The sequence below is a fragment of the Bifidobacterium avesanii genome, assembly GCF_009299475.1.
Lineage (GTDB): Bacteria > Actinomycetota > Actinomycetes > Actinomycetales > Bifidobacteriaceae > Bifidobacterium > Bifidobacterium avesanii.
The window spans coordinates 1-19212 of sequence record NZ_WBSN01000014.1 but is presented as its reverse complement, the minus strand read 5'-3'; the positions used below and the strand labels follow the sequence as shown (position 1 = coordinate 19212).

Genomic DNA, 19212 nt, shown 5'->3' with positions numbered 1-19212 from the left:
AACAGAAGGTAACAATATGGATTTCGAAAAGGAACTCAAGGTCACGGAAACGAACATCCCGGGCCTGCTCGTCTTCGACCTGTCGGTGCACGGCGACAACCGCGGCTGGTTCAAGGAGAACTGGCAGCGCGCCAAGATGACCGCGCTGGGTCTGCCGGACTTCGGGCCGGTGCAGAACAACATCAGCTTCAACGCCGTCAAGGGCGTGACGCGCGGCATCCACGCCGAGCCGTGGGACAAGTACATCTCCATCGCGGCCGGCTCCATCTTCGGCGCGTGGGTCGATCTGCGCCCGGGCGAGACCCTCGGCCAGGTGTTCACCACCCGTCTGGACCCGTCCAAGGCCATCTACGTGCCGCGCGGCGTGGGCAACAGCTTCCAGGCCCTCGAGGACGGCACGGTCTACACGTATCTGGTGAACGCGCACTGGTCGCTCGAACAGAAGAAGACCTACACGTTCGTGAACCTCGCCGACCCGGAGCTCAACATCCAGTGGCCCATCCCGCTGGAGGAGTCCGAGCGCTCCGAGGCCGACCTGCACCACCCCATGCTCAAGGACGCCAAGCCGATGGCCCCGCGCCGCACGCTGGTGACCGGCTGCAACGGCCAGCTCGGTCACGCCATCCGCGCCTACGCCGAGGCCCACAACCTCGAGGGCTTCGAGTACACGGACATCGACGAGTTCGACTTCTCCGACCCGGCCGCCTACGACAAGTACGACTGGTCGCTGTACGGCACCATCATCAACGCCGGCGCCTTCACCGCCGTGGACAAGGCCGAAACCGCCGAGGGCCGCCCGATCGCGTGGAAGGCCAACGCGCAGGGCCCGGCGCTGCTCGCCAAGGTGGCCAAGGAGCACAACCTCACGCTCGTGCACGTCAGCTCCGACTACGTGTTCGACGGCACCGCCGAGGAGCACACCGAGGACGAGGCGTTCGCGCCGCTGGGCGTCTACGGCCAGACCAAGGCCGCGGGCGACATCGCCGTGGCCAACGCGCCGAAGCACTACATCCTGCGCTCCAGCTGGGTGATCGGCGAGGGCCACAACTTCGTCAAGACCATGATGGCCCTGTCCAACCGCGTGGCCGATCCGGCCGACAAGCTCGACCACGTGACCGTGGTGGACGACCAGTTCGGTCGCCTGACCTTCACGCGCGACATGGCCGAGGCCATCTTCCACCTGCTCGACTCCAACGCGCCCTACGGCACCTACAATCTGACCGGCTCCGGCGCGGTCAAGTCCTGGGCCGAGATCGCCGCCGCGGTGTTCGAGCGCACCAACGGCAACGGCGACAAGGTCGAGCCCATCTCCACCGAGCAGTACTTCGCCAACGCGAAGAACCCGGTCTCCCCGCGTCCGGTGCACTCCGCGCTGAACCTCGGCAAGATCGAGGCCGCCGGCTACACGCCCGCCGACTGGGAGGAATCCCTCGCCGCGTACGTGGACAAGGAACTCGGCAAGTAGGAAAACAAGTAAAAGGCTTAAGAGTTAAGGACAACACCATGAAAGGCATCATTCTCGCGGGCGGCTCCGGCACCCGCCTGTACCCGCTGACCACCGTCACCTCGAAGCAGCTGCTGCCGGTGTACGACAAGCCGATGATCTACTACCCGCTGAGCGTGCTCATGATGGCCGGCATCCGCGACATCCTGATCATCTCCACGCCCAAGGACCTGCCGAACTTCGAGAAGCTGCTCGGCGACGGCTCCCAGTACGGCGTGCACTTCAGCTACAAGGTGCAGCCCTCCCCGGACGGCCTCGCGCAGGCGTTCATCCTCGGCGAGGAGTTCATCGGCGGCGAGCCGTGTGCGCTGGTCCTTGGAGACAACATCTTCTACGGCAACGGCCTGGGCAAGCAGCTCAAGGATGCCGTGAACAAGGCGGAGAACGGCGTGGGCGCCACCGTGTTCGGCTACTACGTGGACGACCCGGAGCGCTACGGCGTGGTTGAGTTCGACGAGAACAAGCGCGCGGTGAGCATTGTGGAGAAGCCGGCGCATCCGGCGTCCAACTACGCGGTCACCGGCCTGTACTTCTACGACAACCGCGTGGTGGACTTCGCCAAGCAGGTCAAGCCCTCCGCCCGCGGCGAACTGGAGATCACCGACCTCAACCGCATGTACCTCGAGGACGGTTCCCTGCATGTGCAGACGCTCGGCCGCGGCTACGCGTGGCTGGACACCGGCACCATGGACTCCCTGTACGAGGCCGGCGAGTTCGTGCGCACCGTGCAGCGCGCACAGGGCCTGCCGATCGCCGTCGCCGAGGAGATCGCGTACGAGAACGGCTGGATCAGCAAGGACATGCTGCTCGAGGCCGCCACCAAGTACGGCAAGAGCCCGTACGGCCAGCACCTCAAGGACGTGGCCGACAACCGCATCATCAAGAAGTAGCGCCATCGCCCTGGTCGGGCGAGGTGCTCCCTACCGTCATCCTGAGCGAATGAAGACTTTCCGCCCGCTCGGGGTGGCGGTTTTGCATTTTCATACCCGTATTTGCGATTCGTGTGGTGGTTTTTGCGGCCATCCATGAGTAGGCGCATTGCGGTTCGGCCGGAATTGCGGCACCCTTACCGAGCAGGGCGATCAAAAACCACCACACGAATCGCAAATATGAAGCGAAGAAGCACGATTGCCGGCGGAGAAATGCGCCCGCGTGCGCTATGCTTGGCGCTCACATGGGGTTCGCTTGCCGGCAAGGAGTGCGCAATGACCGAGTATCAGTTCGATTTTCAGCGCAAACGCGCCGAGCAGGAGCATGCCCAGCAAGAGCACTCGCAACAAGCTGGGGCGCGGGACGACGTGGCCGCCACGCGGGCCATGTCTCCAATCGACGACGAGCTCAACGGCGTGTGGCAGACGCGCCCGATGCCCACCGAGCGCGTGCTGCCGGACCAGCCCACGGTGCCGATCGTCCATGACTTCGCGCAGACGCAGTCGATGCCGGCCATCGCGGGGCAGGAACCGCAGCGGCCGCAAGCCCGCCTTGAGGAGCCCACGCAGGTATTGTTCCCTCAGCCAGCCACCGCAAATGAGGTCTCTACCGGCGGTGATGACGACGAAGCTACGCAAGTGATGCCGTCTGCGGGGCCGCAGGCGTCTCCGTCCGCCGAAGTCACGCAGGTTATGCCCGCCACGGCACAGACTCGGCCGGGTCCCGCCGAGGAAGCCACCCAAATTTTGCCGACGCAATCCGCCGCAGACGCTGCCTATGCCGCCATGCCCACTCGTCCCATTGCGCGTCCCATCGCGCAGTCTCCGGCGGCGGGTCGAACCCGGCCCATGCCGCAGCGGCCGCAATATGCCCCGCAGCCGGCACCGCAACAGCCGCAATCATCCGCCGTCGCACAGCCATTCCCCAATGCCATGAACACCGGTGATGAATCCATGCCTCCGTCCTCCGCCTCCGCCGCAGCCCCCGCTCGTCCCCGCCGCCGCAACTGGTTCCTGCGCGGCGGCAAGCACGGCTTCCTCTCGTTCTGGCTGTGGCTGGTGACGTTCGCCCTGATGGCGCTCATGTCCATCCGATTCATCCCCGGTCTGGACATGGACGGCCGGGCGCTGCCGGAGCTCATCGCCTTCCTGCCGGTGGCGGGCGTGATCTCCGCCGGCATCGCCGTGCTGGCGTTCTGGTGGCGGCGCTGGTTGCTCACCGCCGTGTCCGTGGCGTGCGTGGTGCTGCAGTTCTCGTGGCACATGGGCTATTTCATCCCCGCCGCACAGCTGTCCAGCGAGGCGCGCGCCGCCGTGGCCGCCGAGCCCGTCGCCACGGATGACGCCTATGCGCGCATCATGACCCTGAACGCGCGCGAGGGCAAGGCGGATGCGGCGTCGATCGTCCAACTGGTCACCGACGAGCATGTGGAGGTGTTGGCGCTGCAGGAGGTGAACGATGACCTGCTCCAGCGCCTCAGCGACGCCGGCATTGCCAAGGTGTTGCCTCACCGCGTGGTGGGGGAGTCCGGAAACAGCGACAACGGCGGCGTGAACGTGCTGTACACCAAGGCGTCCATGTCCCGCCCGAGCTCCAACCTGCTGCGGATCGAGACCTCCGCCATGTCCGCCGGCACGGTCACCATGGGCGGGCATCAGGTCCGCTTCGTCTCCGCGCACCCGAATTCGCCCACCCGCGGCAAGCAGGGCCTGTGGGGCGCGGGCCTCGGCACGATCGGCGACCTCAAGGATTACGACTGGACCTACGTGATCATGGGTGACTTCAACTCCACATGGGACCACCCGCGCTTCCGCGAGCTGTTGGGCGACCGGTTCGTGGACGCCTCCGAGCAGGCCGGCCGCGGCTACCACTTCACGTACCCCTCCAACGTGGAGGTCCACGGCGTGACCGTCCCCTCGGTGATCGAGATCGACCACATCATCCACGACAAGGGCGTCACCATGGGCGACCTCACAACCGTGACCGTCCCCGGCAGCGACCACAAGGCCCTCCTCGCCACCATGCAGGTGGATTGACGTCCGCTCCGCGAAGCGCTTATTGCATCGTGATACATTGCATCGTAAACCATTGCATCGTGATGCAATAAAGTCAATGCAACGCCATACTATGGCGGCATGGTTTTCATCGGACGCGAAAACGATCTCAGGCAACTCGAAGACTGCTACAGGGCGAACAAGGCGCAGCTGGTATTCGTCTATGGTCGTCGCCGCGTCGGCAAAACCGAGACGCTCACGCAATTCTCCCGGGGCAAAAGCACGCTGTTCTTTGCCGCGCAAAGCGCAACCGCGGAGGAGCAGTTGGCCTCGTTCTCCCGTCTTATGTTCGAGGCAGGTGCGCCGGCCAAGGACTATTTGCGTCAGTATCCGAACTGGGAGAGTGCGTTGACCGAACTGACCCGGTTGCCAGAACCACCGGATGGCGGGCGCAGACTGATCGTGTTCGATGAGTTTCCCTATCTGGTCAAATCCGACCCGTCCCTGCCTTCCGTGCTGCAAAATTTGTGGGATCATACGTTGCGCCATGCGAACCTGATGATCGTGATCTGCGGAAGCGCCATGAGCTTCATCGAGAAGGATCTTTTGTCGGAGAAATCCCCATTGTATGGGCGGGCCACCGGCATTTTGAAGATGACCCCGATGCCGTATTGGGACGCGGTGAAGTTCTTTCCCGACTATTCGGCTGAAGATAAGGCGCTGGCGTATGCGATCCTCGGCGGTATCCCGCGTTATCTGGAGGAGTTCGATCCGGACGAGTCGATTGGCGACAACATCAAGCGTCACATTCTGCGCCGTATCGCGCCGCTGTACAGCGAGGTGGAATTCCTCATGCACGAGGAGCTGCGGGAGACGGCGAAGTACAACAGCGTGGTCCGAGCCATTGCGCTCGGGGGTACATCGCTTAATGAGATTTCCACGCACACGATGATTCCGAACGCCACGGTTGCGTCGTACCTGACGAACCTCATGGAGCTGGGAATTGTGAAACGAGAATTCCCCGTGACGGCGAAAATCAAGGAACGGGCGAAGGGAACGCGTGGACTGTACCGGATTGACGACAATTTCTTCCGCTTCTGGTATTCGTTTGTTTTCCCCTATCGCTCCGAGCTGGAGCGGGGCGATGAAGATGGCGTGTACAACCGGCACATAGCTTCTGTCCTTCATGACTTCGCGGGATCGCCGTTTGAGGCGATGTGCCGCGAATGGATGTGGCGCGAGAGCATGGCTGGACGATTGCCGTTCCATGCCGCTGAGATCGGCCGCTGGTGGGACCGCACCCGAGAGATTGATGTGATGGCGGTGGACGGTTCCGGCAAACAGGCGGTCATGGGCGAATGCAAGTTCCGCTCCACACCCATGAACGCATCAATGCTGAATCTGTTGCGTGACCGAGCCTCCCACACCGGCATCGAACACCGGTCGTATGTTTTGTTCTCGCTCAGCGGCTTTGAGAGGTCGCTGGAGGAACTGGGCGAACACGACCCGGACTTGCGGCTGGTGGGCATCGATCAACTGTTCTCGGAGATCTGACGCCGAGGTCTCCCGGTTCCGGGCGAAATTGTGGAGAATCCCGGAATTCCCCCTAAGCGGTCTTCCCGCCCGCGGACAATGGATAAGTTGGACTGAAACGGTTCGTACTGCCGGGAGAGGAACGTATGGCTGCACACGTGGGACGAGGAACGAGGTCTGGGGCGCATAGCAGGTATGGGGCCCATGCGCGCATCCCGGCCAATTCGCCGGTGCTCAAGAAGCATCATCCCATCCGCAACACGCTGCTGGTGCTGCTGCTCCTGATCCTGTGCGCCGCCGGTGCAGCCGCCTATACCGGCTACCGGTTCTACCAGCAGGCCATGCAGGTGAAGGACCACGAGATGCAGGCCGTATCGCTGCTCAAGAACGTGCAGAACATGAAGGACCTGCAGTCCGCGGACGCGCTCGACCAGCTCATCCCGCAGGTCAAGGCCCACACCGCCGCCGCCAAGGAGATCGCGCACGGAGATCTGTGGCAACGCGCGGCCCAGCTGCCCAAGTACGGCACGGACATCCAGACCGTGCAGGGCATGACTGACGTGGTGGACTCCGTGGTGACGGACACGCTGCCCAAACTGTCCGGCGTGATGAAGACCCTGCTCGGTACGTCCCTAAGCAACGGTGACGGCCAGGTGAACCTCCAGCCCATTGTGGACGCGCAGTCCGGCTTCAACGACACGAGCACCCTGCTCCAGCAGCAGCTCGAACAGCTGGAGGCCCTTCCGCAGCCGACGGTCCCGCAGGTCAAGAGCGCGTACGACCAGAGCGTGGAGCAGTTCACGCAGATTACGCAGACGATCAAGGACGTGAACGACACTCTGCAGGTGCTGCCGCAGTTCCTGGGCGTCAACGGTGCCCGCACCTACGTGGTGGTGGCCCAGACCACCTCAGAGTCCCGCTCGAGCGGTGGTCTGGTGGGCTCGCTCGGCACCATGACCGCGGACAACGGCAAGATCGAGGTGGGGGATTTCCACCCGAACGCTCGGTTCCTCAATACGTATTACGGCGGTTCCACCGATGAACAGAACGTGTTCGACGGCCCGCTCGTATTCCGCTTCGACGTGCGCGACACCACCGCCAACCCGGACTTCGACAAGGTGGCGGAGCGCATCCGCACCATCTGGAACTATTCGGCCTATTCCAGCACCAAGGTTGACGGCGTGATGATGATCGACCCGGTCTTCATTCAGGAAATGGTGAAGCTCAGCGGCAACATCACGCTGGACAACGGCGTGACCCTCACCGGCGACAATACGGCCGAATACCTGCTCAACACCATCTATAAGACTGTGGCGATCTCCAAGCAGGACTACTATTTCGAATACGTGGCCAAGACCGCCATGAACAACATGTTCAAGGGCATGAAGATCGACACCATGATGAAGATGGTGCAGTCCCTGGGTTCTCTGGCCGAACAGCGCCACCTGTACATGTACACGTTCCACGAGGACGAGGCCCAGAACTTCCAGAACGCCGGCTTCGCCAAGAGTTCCCCCTCCAGCGAGGAGAACCCGGAAGTGGGCATCTACTTGAACCAGCAGAACGCCTCCAAGCTCGACTGGTACATCAAGCGCAAGACCGTCGTCACCCATACCGGCACCAACGCCGACGGCTCCCAGAACTACCATGTGAGCTTCACCATGACCAATACCATTCCGGAAAACGACGTCAGCAAGTACTCGTGGTACTTGGTAGGCGGCAACAACGGTGTTGGCGGCGCCGGCACCGCCGTGGAGAAGATGCTCTTCTACGGTCCCGTCGGCGGCTCCATCTCCAATCTCAAGGCGTCCGGCACCGGAAAAGTGACCGACAACGCCCAGAAGGCCAAGCTCAACGGCAAGAGCCTGCTCACCAGCGTGGTCTACTTGGCTTCCGGCGCCTCGGTTACGTACGACTTCGACGTGACCACATCGGCGAAGGCCACCGCCCAGTTGGGTGTGGACCAGACGCCGATGGGGTGGCTGGATACGGGCGTTACATATAACCGGTGATGATAGGTGAGAATGCGGAAATTATCGCGCACTCTCACGTTTGGCTGCCGCAGTGCCGGCACGATTGCCCAGCAGTCGTGCCGCGCAGTCGCCCACGAACCAGAACAGTTCGCCGAACGCATGCTGTTTTATTAGGCCGGACATCACATTTTTCACCAGCGACGCGCCTTCCCCGGCTACCTTCGCATTGCGAAGCAGGCTTTGGTGCTTGGTGATTTCACGTCCCATCGCATAGTTGCGCTTGTACTGCTGCTTCCATGTGAAGTTATGGGAGTGAATCACTTGCGCGTCCGCGTCATATGCGATTGAGTACCCTGCATACAGGAACGCCGCCGCAATGAACATGTCTTCATTCGTGGTGATCGGGTGTTCGAACCCTCCGACCTCAAGATATGCCGAACGCCGGTATGCGGAACACACATCAGTGGCAAAGAACGCCTTGATGCCGTATGCGGGAATGTCTTTGGCGCTGCGCACATGCGACTGGGCCGGATAATTGAACTGGCGGACAAGCCGCTCGGACGGCCGTGCATCGGGTCGCGGGATCTGACGACCGGAGACCATGGCAATATGTTCGTCCGCAAATGGCTTGAGGATATTCTCGATATAGTGAGCATCAGCCGGCAGCGCATCCTGCGTAAGGAACAACACGAAGTCGCCCTTGGACTCGCGTAATGCCATGTCGCGGGTCGCGCCGTGGTCGAAGTCCTGACGTTGGATCGGGATGAACCGGATGGTCGTTGTCGGATCTTTGGCGTGCTTGTCGATGAACCGTTGCACACGCTCCGCCGTACCGTCATTGGACGCCGAATCCACTACGATGATCTCATCCGGGCGACGAGTCTGCTCAAGGCAACGCTCAAGTGAAGTGATGATCTGCTCACCGGGATTCAGCGTGGGGATGATCACTGATACAACGGCTTGGCTCATATCTGACGTATTTGTTTCCATAACTACTTATTATGCATGAAGAGCAGTAAGAGTAGTGATCTAACGCTTGGATTAAATGGGTTTTCGTTACTGTTTATCCAAAGTGCTACTGACCATAGTTAATAGAGCAAATTTTCTGCATGATTTGCTCCGAGCTCTTCTTTCGTATATGGGGACCTGTAATACAGTTATGAGTGTTTCGTATGGCACAGGGTGCTATACGGCTAATAATTGTATATTTTAGACTCTGCTAATTCATAATGAGGAGCAGTGTGCGCATAACGATCATAGATTTTGCTATCTCACAAGTCCAAATGACAATATTAAAATAGAATATATGACAAAAGCATCGACTGTCTCTGTTCTGTCCGAGTCAATCTTATCAAATGGGAAGAATGACTGATGACAGAGCAATTATAGTATGGCATGCCATATGATTTATCTGATATAATTTAATAGTTTGTTGAAGCGGAGTTAGTCATGAAAAAAAAGATCTTGTTTAGTGTTGATAATTTGCAGGTAGGAGGGGTGCAGCATGTGACATTGGATGCTGCTAATCTTCTGCAAAATGCTGGTTATGAAACACATGTTTTAAATTATGATTGTAAGAATAACTTTTATCATACATCTGTTCCTCTCGTGCAGCAGCCAATGACGCCTTTAAAAATTTCAGGAAAGATATTAAGGAAATTACTGCATTTAATCTTTCCTAAATATGTAAAAGATAATGTAGAATATTTCTTTTATAAAGAATTGAAACGTAATCACTATGACATAGTTATTCTTAACCCGCCTTTCTTCCTTTATTTAAATCACCTTAAAGCTATTTTTCCTGCAACGCGTTTTTATATGTGGATGCATAATAATTTTGATATATATCAAAATGATGTTAGTTACTTTGGGAACCGTTTTGATGAATTAATTAAAAATGTCTCTTCAGCTGATGGTATTATTTGCTTAGAGCCATATACAGCTTCAAAATGGAGAAAATATAATGATAATGTGACTGTAATTCATAATCCAGCGACCATTGCCAATGCAAATAAAATTGCTAATTTAGATTTGAAGATTATATGTTTTACCGGGCGTCTTTCGCTACGTCAGAAAGGTTTGGATTACCTAGTTGACATTGCTGCTGCGTTACCTGAAACTTGGAAAATTAGTATCGCTGGCTCAGGTCCGGATGAAAAAAGATTTTTAGATCTAATTGCAGAAAAGGGATTAGAAAATAAGTTTATTATGTGTGGGCCATTAACTGGAGAGAATCTTATAAATCACTATCTCAACTCAAGTATTTTTATACTGCCTAGCCGATGGGAGGGAATGCCGCTTGTGTCTATTGAGGCAATGAGCGTGGGACTACCGGTGATCTCATTTGATATTCCAGCCATGCAAGAGGTTACAGCTCATGGTATGTATGGTTTAATGGCCAAAGGTGATGACGTTCAAGATTTTAGAAACAAATTGTGCCAATTAATTCATAGTCGAGATCTACGTGAGCAGTATTCTGCCCTATCGTTAGAACGAGTGAAGATGTTTTCGCCTGAAGTAATTGCAAAAGATTGGGAGAATTTGATTAATAATTAATAAAATTATTATCGTATATAATTATGCTTATTTATGAATAGGACCGGAATAGTTAAGTCGGAATATATGAAACATAATAATATTAGTTTTTTTAAGGCAGCAGTAATTCAGTTTTCGTCTCGATATATGAATGTATTGATTCAGTTGATATTGACAGCTGTGTTAGCTCGTTTGTTGTCCCCGGAAGAATATGGTGTAATGGCGGGCTTGACGGTATTTACAAGTCTATTTGCAATTCTTGCGGATATGGGTTTTGGTGCTGGTATTATCCAATATAAGCAGCTTGACCGTTATGATTTTGGTGGCTTGCTTATATTCTCTTTCATTCTCGCTGCAGTCTTGACCATATGTTTCATATTTATGGGATTCCCTATTTCTTGGTTTTATCAAGAAACAGAATATATACCATTATGTGCGTTGTCTTCAGTATCGGTATTTTTTAATACTGTTAATATGGTGCCTAATGGTATTTTGCTACGTGATAAACGTTTTGATGTGATTGGAGTGCGTTTAATTGCCACTACTGTCTTTGGTGGTGTAATTGCAGTAGTTATGGCGCTAAACGGTTTTGGTACTTATTCGTTAGTCTGGAATGTAAATATAACTGCGATTTCCATTTTCTTATGGAACATAATTACTGTACGGCAGCAGATTAGTATACAAAAATTAGATATTCTTAAGTCGGTACGGCTTATTGCTCGATATTCGGCGTATCAGGCTGGATTTAGTATTATTAATTATTTTTCTCGTAATACAGATCATCTCATTATTGGTCGATTTTTTGGCTCAATTCCATTAGGGCTGTATGATAAGGCGTATAAATTAACAACTTATCCTATTCAATTTATTCCCGGTGTTCTTGGCTCCATACTTCAGCCTTATTTATCTGCATATCAGGATGATAAAGAACGACTTCACAATTATCAGATGCTTATGGTTAGAGCGCTTGCAATTGCTGGTGCTTATATAGCAGGGATATTTGGTTTATGTGGGCATGAGATTGTGCTTATTTTTTATGGTGATCAATGGAGTGCTTGTGTGCCTCTATTTGTGATTTTATCTCTCAGTATCATTTTTCAGATGGTCATGAATGTTACAGGCGGTATTTTACAAAGTGCTGGTCGTACTGATCTTCTCTTTCGTCAGGGGCTGGCTGCGACAACCGTGATGCTTGTGCTTTTGTCATTAGGATCTATTACAGGTAATGTTGTTATCCTTACGGTTTTTGTTACATGTGCGTTTATTTTACAAACTTTTACTGTAGCTTATTACACTACTTATAAAGCATTCGGTCATACTATTTGTGAATTCCTTAAACCTGTTGCTATTGTAATTGTTTTGGGAATCGTGGCAATTTCTTTGCCATATATCACTAAGTTTATACTTTATTGGCAAACAGGTAATGTTATTATTGATTTTATAATTTATATTTTTTTCTATAGTCTTTCCTTCCTAGCTGTTTTTTATCTTCATGGTGATATTAAACAATTTATTTCATTGTTAAAAAAGAAAAAATAGGTATCTTCTGTAAGATTTAATAATCTCTTTTGCACACTTTAAAAATATAACTATGAAAATGAATATTCTCTTTAGAGATTGCTGCTATTTGTATCATGTTATTGTTTAGTTGGTAGATGCATAGGTGGCACTGTACTCAGTGCAAAGACATTTACTTTTGCTAATATCATTTATTCTTTTAGCTAAAATTATAATGATATTAGCGTTTTATGTTTTAAGAAGTCATTTTAAAAAATTTACCCAAATATTTTAGTGAGTGCTGATGACTTATGGATACAAATTGCTACTACGCTTGAAGCGGCTGAAACAGTTAAGAATCCACCGACTGTGGCATTCCCCATTTGTTTTAAGAGCATAAAGAATAATGGGTGAATAAAGATGATTGGCAGGCCGAGTGATGCAAACCATGTGAACCAAGTAAGTTTTTTACCTGAGAGTATTAACTCAATCAACAAAGTTGCGCCAACACATAATAAACATGAACACACAATACTAAGAATTGGTGTGCCAAAATTTGCATTTTTAATATCAAATGGTTTGGCTCCCAGTATGAAGCCAATGCAACCAATGAAAGTACAGAAACATGCAATAATAGTTTTACACGTTTTACTAATTATAGCAGATCACGAAAAACGGCCACCAATAATTCCTGCAACTATGAACACAGTACATGGAAGAGCCAATCCTAATGATAGCCACATAATTTTAAGATAATAAGGTATAAGCCAAGCGCTAACTATTCCAGCTAAAGAAACTACCACTATTCCTATAGTTCCAGCTATACGTTCTATTAGGACTAAATAGATTCTGGCAAATAATAAAGCGGTAATAAACCAAAATACTGTGAATGGTGTTGTTGCATACTGGCCACCTCGCAAAGCATTCCAAGCTACCCTGAGTATTCCGTTAATGTTATTAGAATGAATATAAAGAATTGTTTCTAAGGTTAAGAGTAAAATTAGCCATGAACAATAGGGGATAAGTAATGCTGTGCAACGGCTTTTAATCTCAGAAGATGGAGATTTTTTTGATTTCCAGAACCATCCGCTTAGCACAAAGAATATAGGCACTTGCCATGGATACAGTAATGTTCGTGTTATTGGATAAGAGGAGAATGCATGAGTTGCTACGATTGCGATAATACCAATAGTGCGAATCAGATCGATTGAACCATTGCGTATTGTATTTTTTACCATAATTATCTTCGCCGTTTATTAATCACAATTAGCATTTTTGTAGATGCGTTAATTATTCACTAGCCTCGATGAGGTTTTCAGTGAGGCTAGATGCTATTCATGATCAGGATTGCTTATCATATGAAATTGAATACCGATTATGAATAGCTCATATGTTAGTGTTCATACACATTTATGTCAATTTTAATTCAAGTGAGCGGTTATCTTTAATGTGTTTCCATAATCTTTCAGTCATCATGTGTGTGCGCAGGATCGTCGGCTGGGCGGTCGCCTCCACGATGTGCACCGGAAGCTGCCGTTGCGGGTACTGGGCCAGGCGGTCATGGGATGGATGCCATGGTGGCGCGGACGGGTGCGTGCACCATTCCAACCACGGCCGTAGTACATCAGCCTCGTGTACTCTATGCATGTGGCCGAAGCGAGCATGCTCCTCTCGGCAGAAATGATCGGCGACTTATACAACAACGCGCTAGCCGAGCGCGCGATTAACTGTACAAGCGCGAGCTGATCCGGGCCAACAAACCCTACCGGAGTGTGATTGAGCTGAAGTGCGCGACGATGCGCTGGGTCTCGTGGCACAACTCGAAGCGTCCGCACGCCTCCTTTGACTATAGGGCACCAGAACAGGTTGAGAACGGGTATTACGACAGCAGACGACACAAGTCGTCACATAACAGAGTCGGAACAAAAATCAGGCCACTTCATGGTGTCTAATCGATGCGATGATTCCCCCCCCATTTGCTTTTCGCATAGGGTGGTCTTTAGCATCGCAGGTAGTTGGTGATTGGCTGACTAATACGTTGGGATCAATCAGCGCGAAGTCTTGCTTCGTGGTTCGTTTCATCTCTAATGTGACTTCATGTTCTAAAGGCATGTTGCAATTGCCGCGACCGTCCTATTCCAGTGCAAGTTCTTTTCTTTCAGTTTTCAGCCAGCGCTCAAGGGTTGTTTCCTTGCTGAGATTCTCCCTCCCAAAAGTACAGCTGCCCGCCATCCGTTCTATACTTGTACTCATATTGCCGTCATCCGACGGCACTGATAGCAGAACCAACCCAAACGGGGGAAAAACTATGAAGATTGCGGTTGCCGGTACCGGCTACGTGGGACTGTCCGTGGCGCTGTTGCTGTCGCAGCACAACGAAGTGCATGCGCTGGACATCGTGCCGGAGAAGGTCGAGATGCTCAACGCGGGTAGGAGCCCGATCGTGGATTCGGAGATCACCCGGTTCCTGGACGGCAAGACGGACGGCACCATGCCACTGGACTTCACCGCATCCCTGGATCCGAAGAGCGCATACAGCGGCGCGGACTTTGCCGTGGTGGCCACTCCGACGAACTACGACCCGAAGAAGAACTACTTCGACACCTCCAGCGTCGAGGCCGCCGTGGATGCGATCCGCGAGGTGAACCCGACCGCGTGGATCGTGATCAAGTCCACCATCCCGGTGGGTTACACCGACAGCCTGCGCGAGAAGACAGGGGACAAGCGCATCATCTTCTCCCCGGAGTTCCTGCGCGAGGGCCACGCCCTGTACGACAACCTGCACCCGTCCCGCATCGTGGCCGGTGCGCCGGTGGAAGATGTGGAGGCGACCGAGGCCGCCCACGAGTTTGCCCGTCTGCTGGCGCAGGGCGCGGATCCCGCCGAGCAGGACCGCGTGAACGCCGACGGCTCCTGCGGCATTCCCCAGCTGGTGTGCGGCTGCACGGAGGCCGAGGCGATCAAGCTGTTCGCCAACACCTACCTCGCGCTGCGCGTGGCCTACTTCAACGAGCTGGACACCTACGCGGAGGCCCGCGGCCTTGACGCCGGCCAGATCATCCGCGGCGTGTGCCTGGATCCGCGCATCGAAGACAAGTACAACAACCCAAGCTTCGGCTACGGCGGCTACTGCCTGCCGAAGGATTCCAAGCAGCTGCTCGCGAACTATGCGGACGTGCCGCAGAACCTGATCGGTGCGATCGTGGACGCGAACCGCACCCGCAAGGACTTTGTGGCCGAGGAGGTGCTCGAGCGCGTCAAGGACGTGAAGAACCCCGTGGTGGGCATCTACCGCCTGACCATGAAGTCCGGTTCGGACAACTTCCGTCAGTCTTCCATTCAGGGTGTGATGAAGCGCATCAAGGCCAAGGGCGTGACCGTGCTGGTGTACGAGCCCACGCTGGATGCCCCGGACTTCTTCGGCAGCGAGGTGACACACGATCTGGAGGACTTCAAGCGGCGCGCCGACGTGATCGTGGCGAACCGGTGGAACGCTGAGCTGAACGATGCCGAGGACAAGGTCTACACGCGAGATTTGTTTAAGCGGGACTGAAAAGTAGCAAACAATGTCGATTTAGTCAGGAGACTAGTTATAAGATGTGCTCAGTATCGATAATAATGCCGACATATAATCGTTCAACTTTGATAGGACGATCGATAACTAGTATTCTGCAACAAGATTATCAGGATTTTGAACTAATAATCGTTGACGATGGATCTACTGATGATACTGAAAGCGTTGTTCGTCAATTTAATGATCTTCGAATACACTATTATTATCAAAAAAATCAAGGTGCATGTGTTGCCAGAAATTATGGTATTTCGCTGGCAAAAGGTAGCGTTCTTGCCTTTCAAGACAGTGATGATGTTTGGTTGCCTAAGAAGCTTTCCACTCAATTAGCTAATTTAGAAGCGAATAAATCAGACATTGATATCTGTCAGATGCAAACAATCTCAGTAGAAAACAAAGTAATTGATATACAGCCTGCAATAAAAATCGTTAACAAAGGATTAGGATATCCCACAATTCTGGAAACGAACTTTGTTAGCACGCAAATGATTGTTGCTAAGAAGTCGGTGTTGGATGAGAATAAATTCGATCCAACATTACCTCGATTTCAAGATTGGGATTTGGCCATTCGTATCTTGAAGAAAGGTAATAAACTATCATTTACTGATCAAATTCTTGTCGAACAGCATATATCAAGCGATAGTATTACAACGAATGTATCTAAAGCGTTGAAAGCGTACGCAAATATAGAAAATAAGTATAAAGAAGATTTAATTAATAATAAGAAAGAATATTCTAACTTTCTATATTATAAAGTGCTTGTTTGTCGAGATGGATTAACGACAAGAGAAAAGCGAGCTTTGCTAAAGAAAAGTGTTTTATGTTCTCCAAACATACGTAATATACTTCGCTTCATCAGTTGTAATTAGGTATAGCGTAGAAATGCAGCGAGGTATCTAATATGATTGATATATTTTTAGCATGTTATAATGGCGAGAAATATTTGGAAGAACAGGTTAATTCCATTCGTAAACAGACAATGTCGAATTGGAATTTATATATATCTGATGATGGCTCAAGTGATGGTTCGCAACGCGTAATCGAAAAGTTGTCATCTAGTGATCAGCGTATATTCAGTTTAAAAACGGGTATTGTGCACAAAAATGCTGCATATCACTTCCTTGATATGTTGAGATATGCAACGAGTGATTATTTTTGTCTGAGTGATCAGGATGACTATTGGCTACCAAGGAAATTAGAAGTATCTCTTTCATATATGAAAGGGCTTGAAAAACAGTACGGTAAAGATGTGCCGTTGCTTGTTTATTCGGACATGAAAGTTGTGGATGAGAATTTATCCACCATCGCTAATTCTTTTTTAAAGGATTCTGGAAAAGATCAGATACAACCGGTTGCTGAAGAAATCCTTAATACAAGTATTGTTGCAGGTTGCACCATTATGGGCAATAAAGCATTGTATAGCTTAATTTGCCAAACAAAGTATTCGCCAGATATCGTTATGCATGATTGGTGGATTTGCGATATTGCAGTATCCTGTGGTTATCTTACAAAGATTCCGGAGCAATTAGTTTTATACAGGCAGCACGGGGACAATGTTGTCGGAGCTGAACATTATTCACTTATTGAGAAGATCTGTTCTTTCCATACTAATGCAGCTAAATATTGGGAAAACTGCAAACAAGTGGAATATTTATATAAACAGTATAATGAATTTATGCATGATAGAGAAAGAGAGAAAGTGTTTCTCTATGCGGCAACACTTAAAGAAAGAAATCTGGCACACGTATATAAGCTTTGGCATTGTGGATTGTTAAAGCGTAATCTACTAAAAAGAATTTCACAAATTGCTACTATCTTATTTGTTAAACCAAACGTAAAGGAGAGATAAAATGAAGACGTTGGCCTTGCACCTACCCCAATATTATACCTTTCCGGAAAATGATAAATGGTGGGGAAAGGGTTTCACTGAATGGACAAATGTAAGAAGAGCAGCTCCTCTGTATTCTGGTCATATTCAGCCGTTAGTTCCTCTAAATGATCATTATTATGATTTATCAAAGACGAGTGAATTGGTTTGGCAGCATTCCTTAGCTCGACAGTATGGTATCGATGGATTTATTTATTATCACTACTGGTTCAACGGTAAGTTACTTCTTGAAAAACCTGTAGAAAACCTTTTAAAGACCAAAGAAGCAACGCAAGAGTTTTGTTTTTGCTGGGCTAACGAACCATGGACACGTGCATGGGATGGGAAAAACAAAGAAATTATAATGCCTCAGACTTTCGGTGGTGAAAAGGACTGGAAAGCCCATATTGAATATTTCTTGCCCTTCTTTAAAGATAGTAGATACATTCGTATCAACAATCAGCCTGTTCTATTTATTTATTCTCCGAATCGAATTCCTCAGTTTGATCAAATGATTGAATACTGGAATCGCTACTTAGAATCGATTGGATTAGAAAAGATATATTTGATTGAGTTTATCAGTACTTTCAATTCTAATGCCTTTAGTAAGTATTCTGAAGCTGTAATGGAGTTTGAGCCACTATATTCAGCTCATTACCAAATTTCCTATGTACGTCAAGCGCTTCGTTTTTTTAATAAGAAAACTAAGCGTACTGATATTATTGATTACGATTATCTGTGGCAAAAGCTCCTTGAAAAAAATAGAACATACAATAATAGGAAAATTTTACGTTCATGTTTTACCAATTTTGATAATTCGCCGAGGAAAGGCAGTCGAGCTTTTATTACAAAGGGAGCAACACCTAAAAAATTTGAAAAATATTTGCATCAATTAATTTCACAGAATCGAAAAGATGCCGCCGATATTTTGGTTATTAACGCTTGGAATGAATGGGGAGAAGGCGCAATTTTAGAGCCGACCGAACAATATCATTTCCAGTGGCTGGAGGCGGTACAAAATGCTCTTCAATAAAGCCTTGCATGCTGCTCCAGCACATAATTTAGCTTTTAAACAAGCTCCTGTTTTTTTTGTTGCTTATACTATATGGTTAAGTGTTGCATTACTTAATACTAGCAATTTTTCAGTTTATTTCGGTCATAATAATATTCTTTATTATTTTTCAGTATTTTTATTTATTATTTCCGAGATTATTTTTATTAACGATCTTTCTTTATTAGACGTTATTGTTGCATTTGTATTAATTATTTTCAATCTTCAAACATATTTTTGGGGACACGAAGATCTATTGGCGTTTTCTATCTTACTTTTTTGTGGTAGAAAAATCTTGTTCGCTGATATAGCTAAATGTACAATTTTTGTCCAAACTTTTGTGTCTATCTTTATTATAATATCGTCTTTTTGTGGTTTAATTCCCTCTACAACAAATATACGCGCTAATGGCGTAATACGTTATTCTCTCGGTTTCTCATACGTAACGTATCCTTCGTATGTTTTTCTAAATGTTGTTTTATTATGGCTTTATTTACGTAAGTCGTTAATTTCTTATATAGAGTTAGGTATTTTTGCTATTTTAAATAGTGCATTACTTGTAGTGACTAATGCTCGAAATGGGTGCGGTCTTATATATATTGTTTTGTTCTCAGCACTTTTATTGAAAGTATTTCCTAGTTTTAACTTTCCAGACATCATAAAAAAATTCTTTATATCTTGTTTTGTTTTATTTGCTTCAATTTTCTTTTTATTAGTAATTTTATTTTCAAAATTCAGTGAAAATAGTGTTCTTATT

At 49.9% G+C, this 19212-nt stretch carries 14 protein-coding genes and 1 pseudogene; 13 read left to right on the top strand and 2 right to left on the bottom strand.

The annotated features are described in order from the left end of the window. The first annotated feature begins 16 nt into the window (after positions 1 to 16). The 5 genes from DSM100685_RS07680 (at position 17) to DSM100685_RS07660 (ending at position 7973) form a co-directional block, all read left to right on the top strand. Positions 17 to 1465, top strand: a complete 1449-nt coding sequence (locus DSM100685_RS07680) for a sugar nucleotide-binding protein (protein WP_152350768.1) — start codon at positions 17 to 19, stop codon at positions 1463 to 1465. 38 nt (positions 1466 to 1503) lie between these two features. Next, a complete protein-coding gene (gene rfbA / locus DSM100685_RS07675) occupies positions 1504 to 2394 on the top strand; it encodes a glucose-1-phosphate thymidylyltransferase RfbA (RefSeq protein WP_152350767.1) in 891 nt (296 codons plus the stop codon). A 315-nt stretch (positions 2395 to 2709) separates the two neighbouring features. Beyond that, the gene (locus DSM100685_RS07670; protein WP_163201043.1) at positions 2710 to 4470 is read left to right on the top strand and encodes an endonuclease/exonuclease/phosphatase family protein; all 1761 of its coding nucleotides are present in this window, start codon (positions 2710 to 2712) and stop codon (positions 4468 to 4470) included. Positions 4471 to 4569: 99 nt separating this feature from the next. Further along, positions 4570 to 5982, top strand: a complete 1413-nt coding sequence (locus DSM100685_RS07665) for an ATP-binding protein (protein ID WP_152350765.1) — start codon at positions 4570 to 4572, stop codon at positions 5980 to 5982. A 209-nt stretch (positions 5983 to 6191) separates the two neighbouring features. Then, entirely contained in the window at positions 6192 to 7973 is a 1782-nt protein-coding gene (locus DSM100685_RS07660) for a DUF4012 domain-containing protein (RefSeq protein WP_240811897.1), read from the top strand. A 21-nt stretch (positions 7974 to 7994) separates the two neighbouring features. Here DSM100685_RS07660 and DSM100685_RS07655 read toward each other — a convergent pair whose 3' ends face one another. Further along, on the bottom strand, positions 7995 to 8924 hold the full coding sequence (locus DSM100685_RS07655; RefSeq protein ID WP_239512708.1) for a glycosyltransferase family 2 protein: 930 nt from the start codon (positions 8922 to 8924) through the stop codon (positions 7995 to 7997). A gap of 459 nt (positions 8925 to 9383) precedes the next feature. Here DSM100685_RS07655 and DSM100685_RS07650 point away from each other — a divergent pair, with 459 nt between their 5' ends. Both DSM100685_RS07650 and DSM100685_RS07645 read left to right on the top strand, forming a co-directional pair. Next, on the top strand, positions 9384 to 10490 hold the full coding sequence (locus DSM100685_RS07650) for a glycosyltransferase (RefSeq protein ID WP_152350763.1): 1107 nt from the start codon (positions 9384 to 9386) through the stop codon (positions 10488 to 10490). A gap of 66 nt (positions 10491 to 10556) precedes the next feature. Next, a complete protein-coding gene (locus tag DSM100685_RS07645; RefSeq protein ID WP_163201045.1) occupies positions 10557 to 12008 on the top strand; it encodes a lipopolysaccharide biosynthesis protein in 1452 nt (483 codons plus the stop codon). 623 nt (positions 12009 to 12631) lie between these two features. On the opposite strand, the gene DSM100685_RS07640 is transcribed toward DSM100685_RS07645, so the two are convergent. Beyond that, the gene (locus DSM100685_RS07640) at positions 12632 to 13204 is read right to left on the bottom strand and encodes an acyltransferase family protein (protein WP_152350761.1); all 573 of its coding nucleotides are present in this window, start codon (positions 13202 to 13204) and stop codon (positions 12632 to 12634) included. Between the two features lie 489 nt (positions 13205 to 13693). Here DSM100685_RS07640 and DSM100685_RS11210 point away from each other — a divergent pair, with 489 nt between their 5' ends. The 6 genes and pseudogenes from DSM100685_RS11210 to DSM100685_RS07610 form a co-directional block, all read left to right on the top strand. Beyond that, positions 13694 to 13918, top strand: a complete 225-nt coding sequence (locus tag DSM100685_RS11210; protein ID WP_152350796.1) for an integrase core domain-containing protein — start codon at positions 13694 to 13696, stop codon at positions 13916 to 13918. Between the two features lie 356 nt (positions 13919 to 14274). Next, entirely contained in the window at positions 14275 to 15519 is a 1245-nt protein-coding gene (locus DSM100685_RS07630) for a nucleotide sugar dehydrogenase (protein WP_152350760.1), read from the top strand. Between the two features lie 65 nt (positions 15520 to 15584). Beyond that, positions 15585 to 16406 (top strand): glycosyltransferase family 2 protein, encoded by an 822-nt coding sequence (locus DSM100685_RS07625; protein ID WP_163201047.1) that lies wholly within the window; start codon positions 15585 to 15587, stop codon positions 16404 to 16406. Between the two features lie 32 nt (positions 16407 to 16438). Continuing rightward, a complete protein-coding gene (locus DSM100685_RS07620) occupies positions 16439 to 17386 on the top strand; it encodes a glycosyltransferase family 2 protein (protein ID WP_152350758.1) in 948 nt (315 codons plus the stop codon). Between the two features lies 1 nt (position 17387). Next, complete coding sequence (locus tag DSM100685_RS07615) at positions 17388 to 18437, top strand: glycosyltransferase WbsX family protein (RefSeq protein ID WP_152350757.1); 1050 nt, start codon at positions 17388 to 17390, stop codon at positions 18435 to 18437. After that, positions 18424 to 19212, top strand: a pseudogene (locus tag DSM100685_RS07610) (hypothetical protein); the annotation flags it as partial. The gene DSM100685_RS07615 and the pseudogene DSM100685_RS07610, both read left to right, overlap by 14 nt.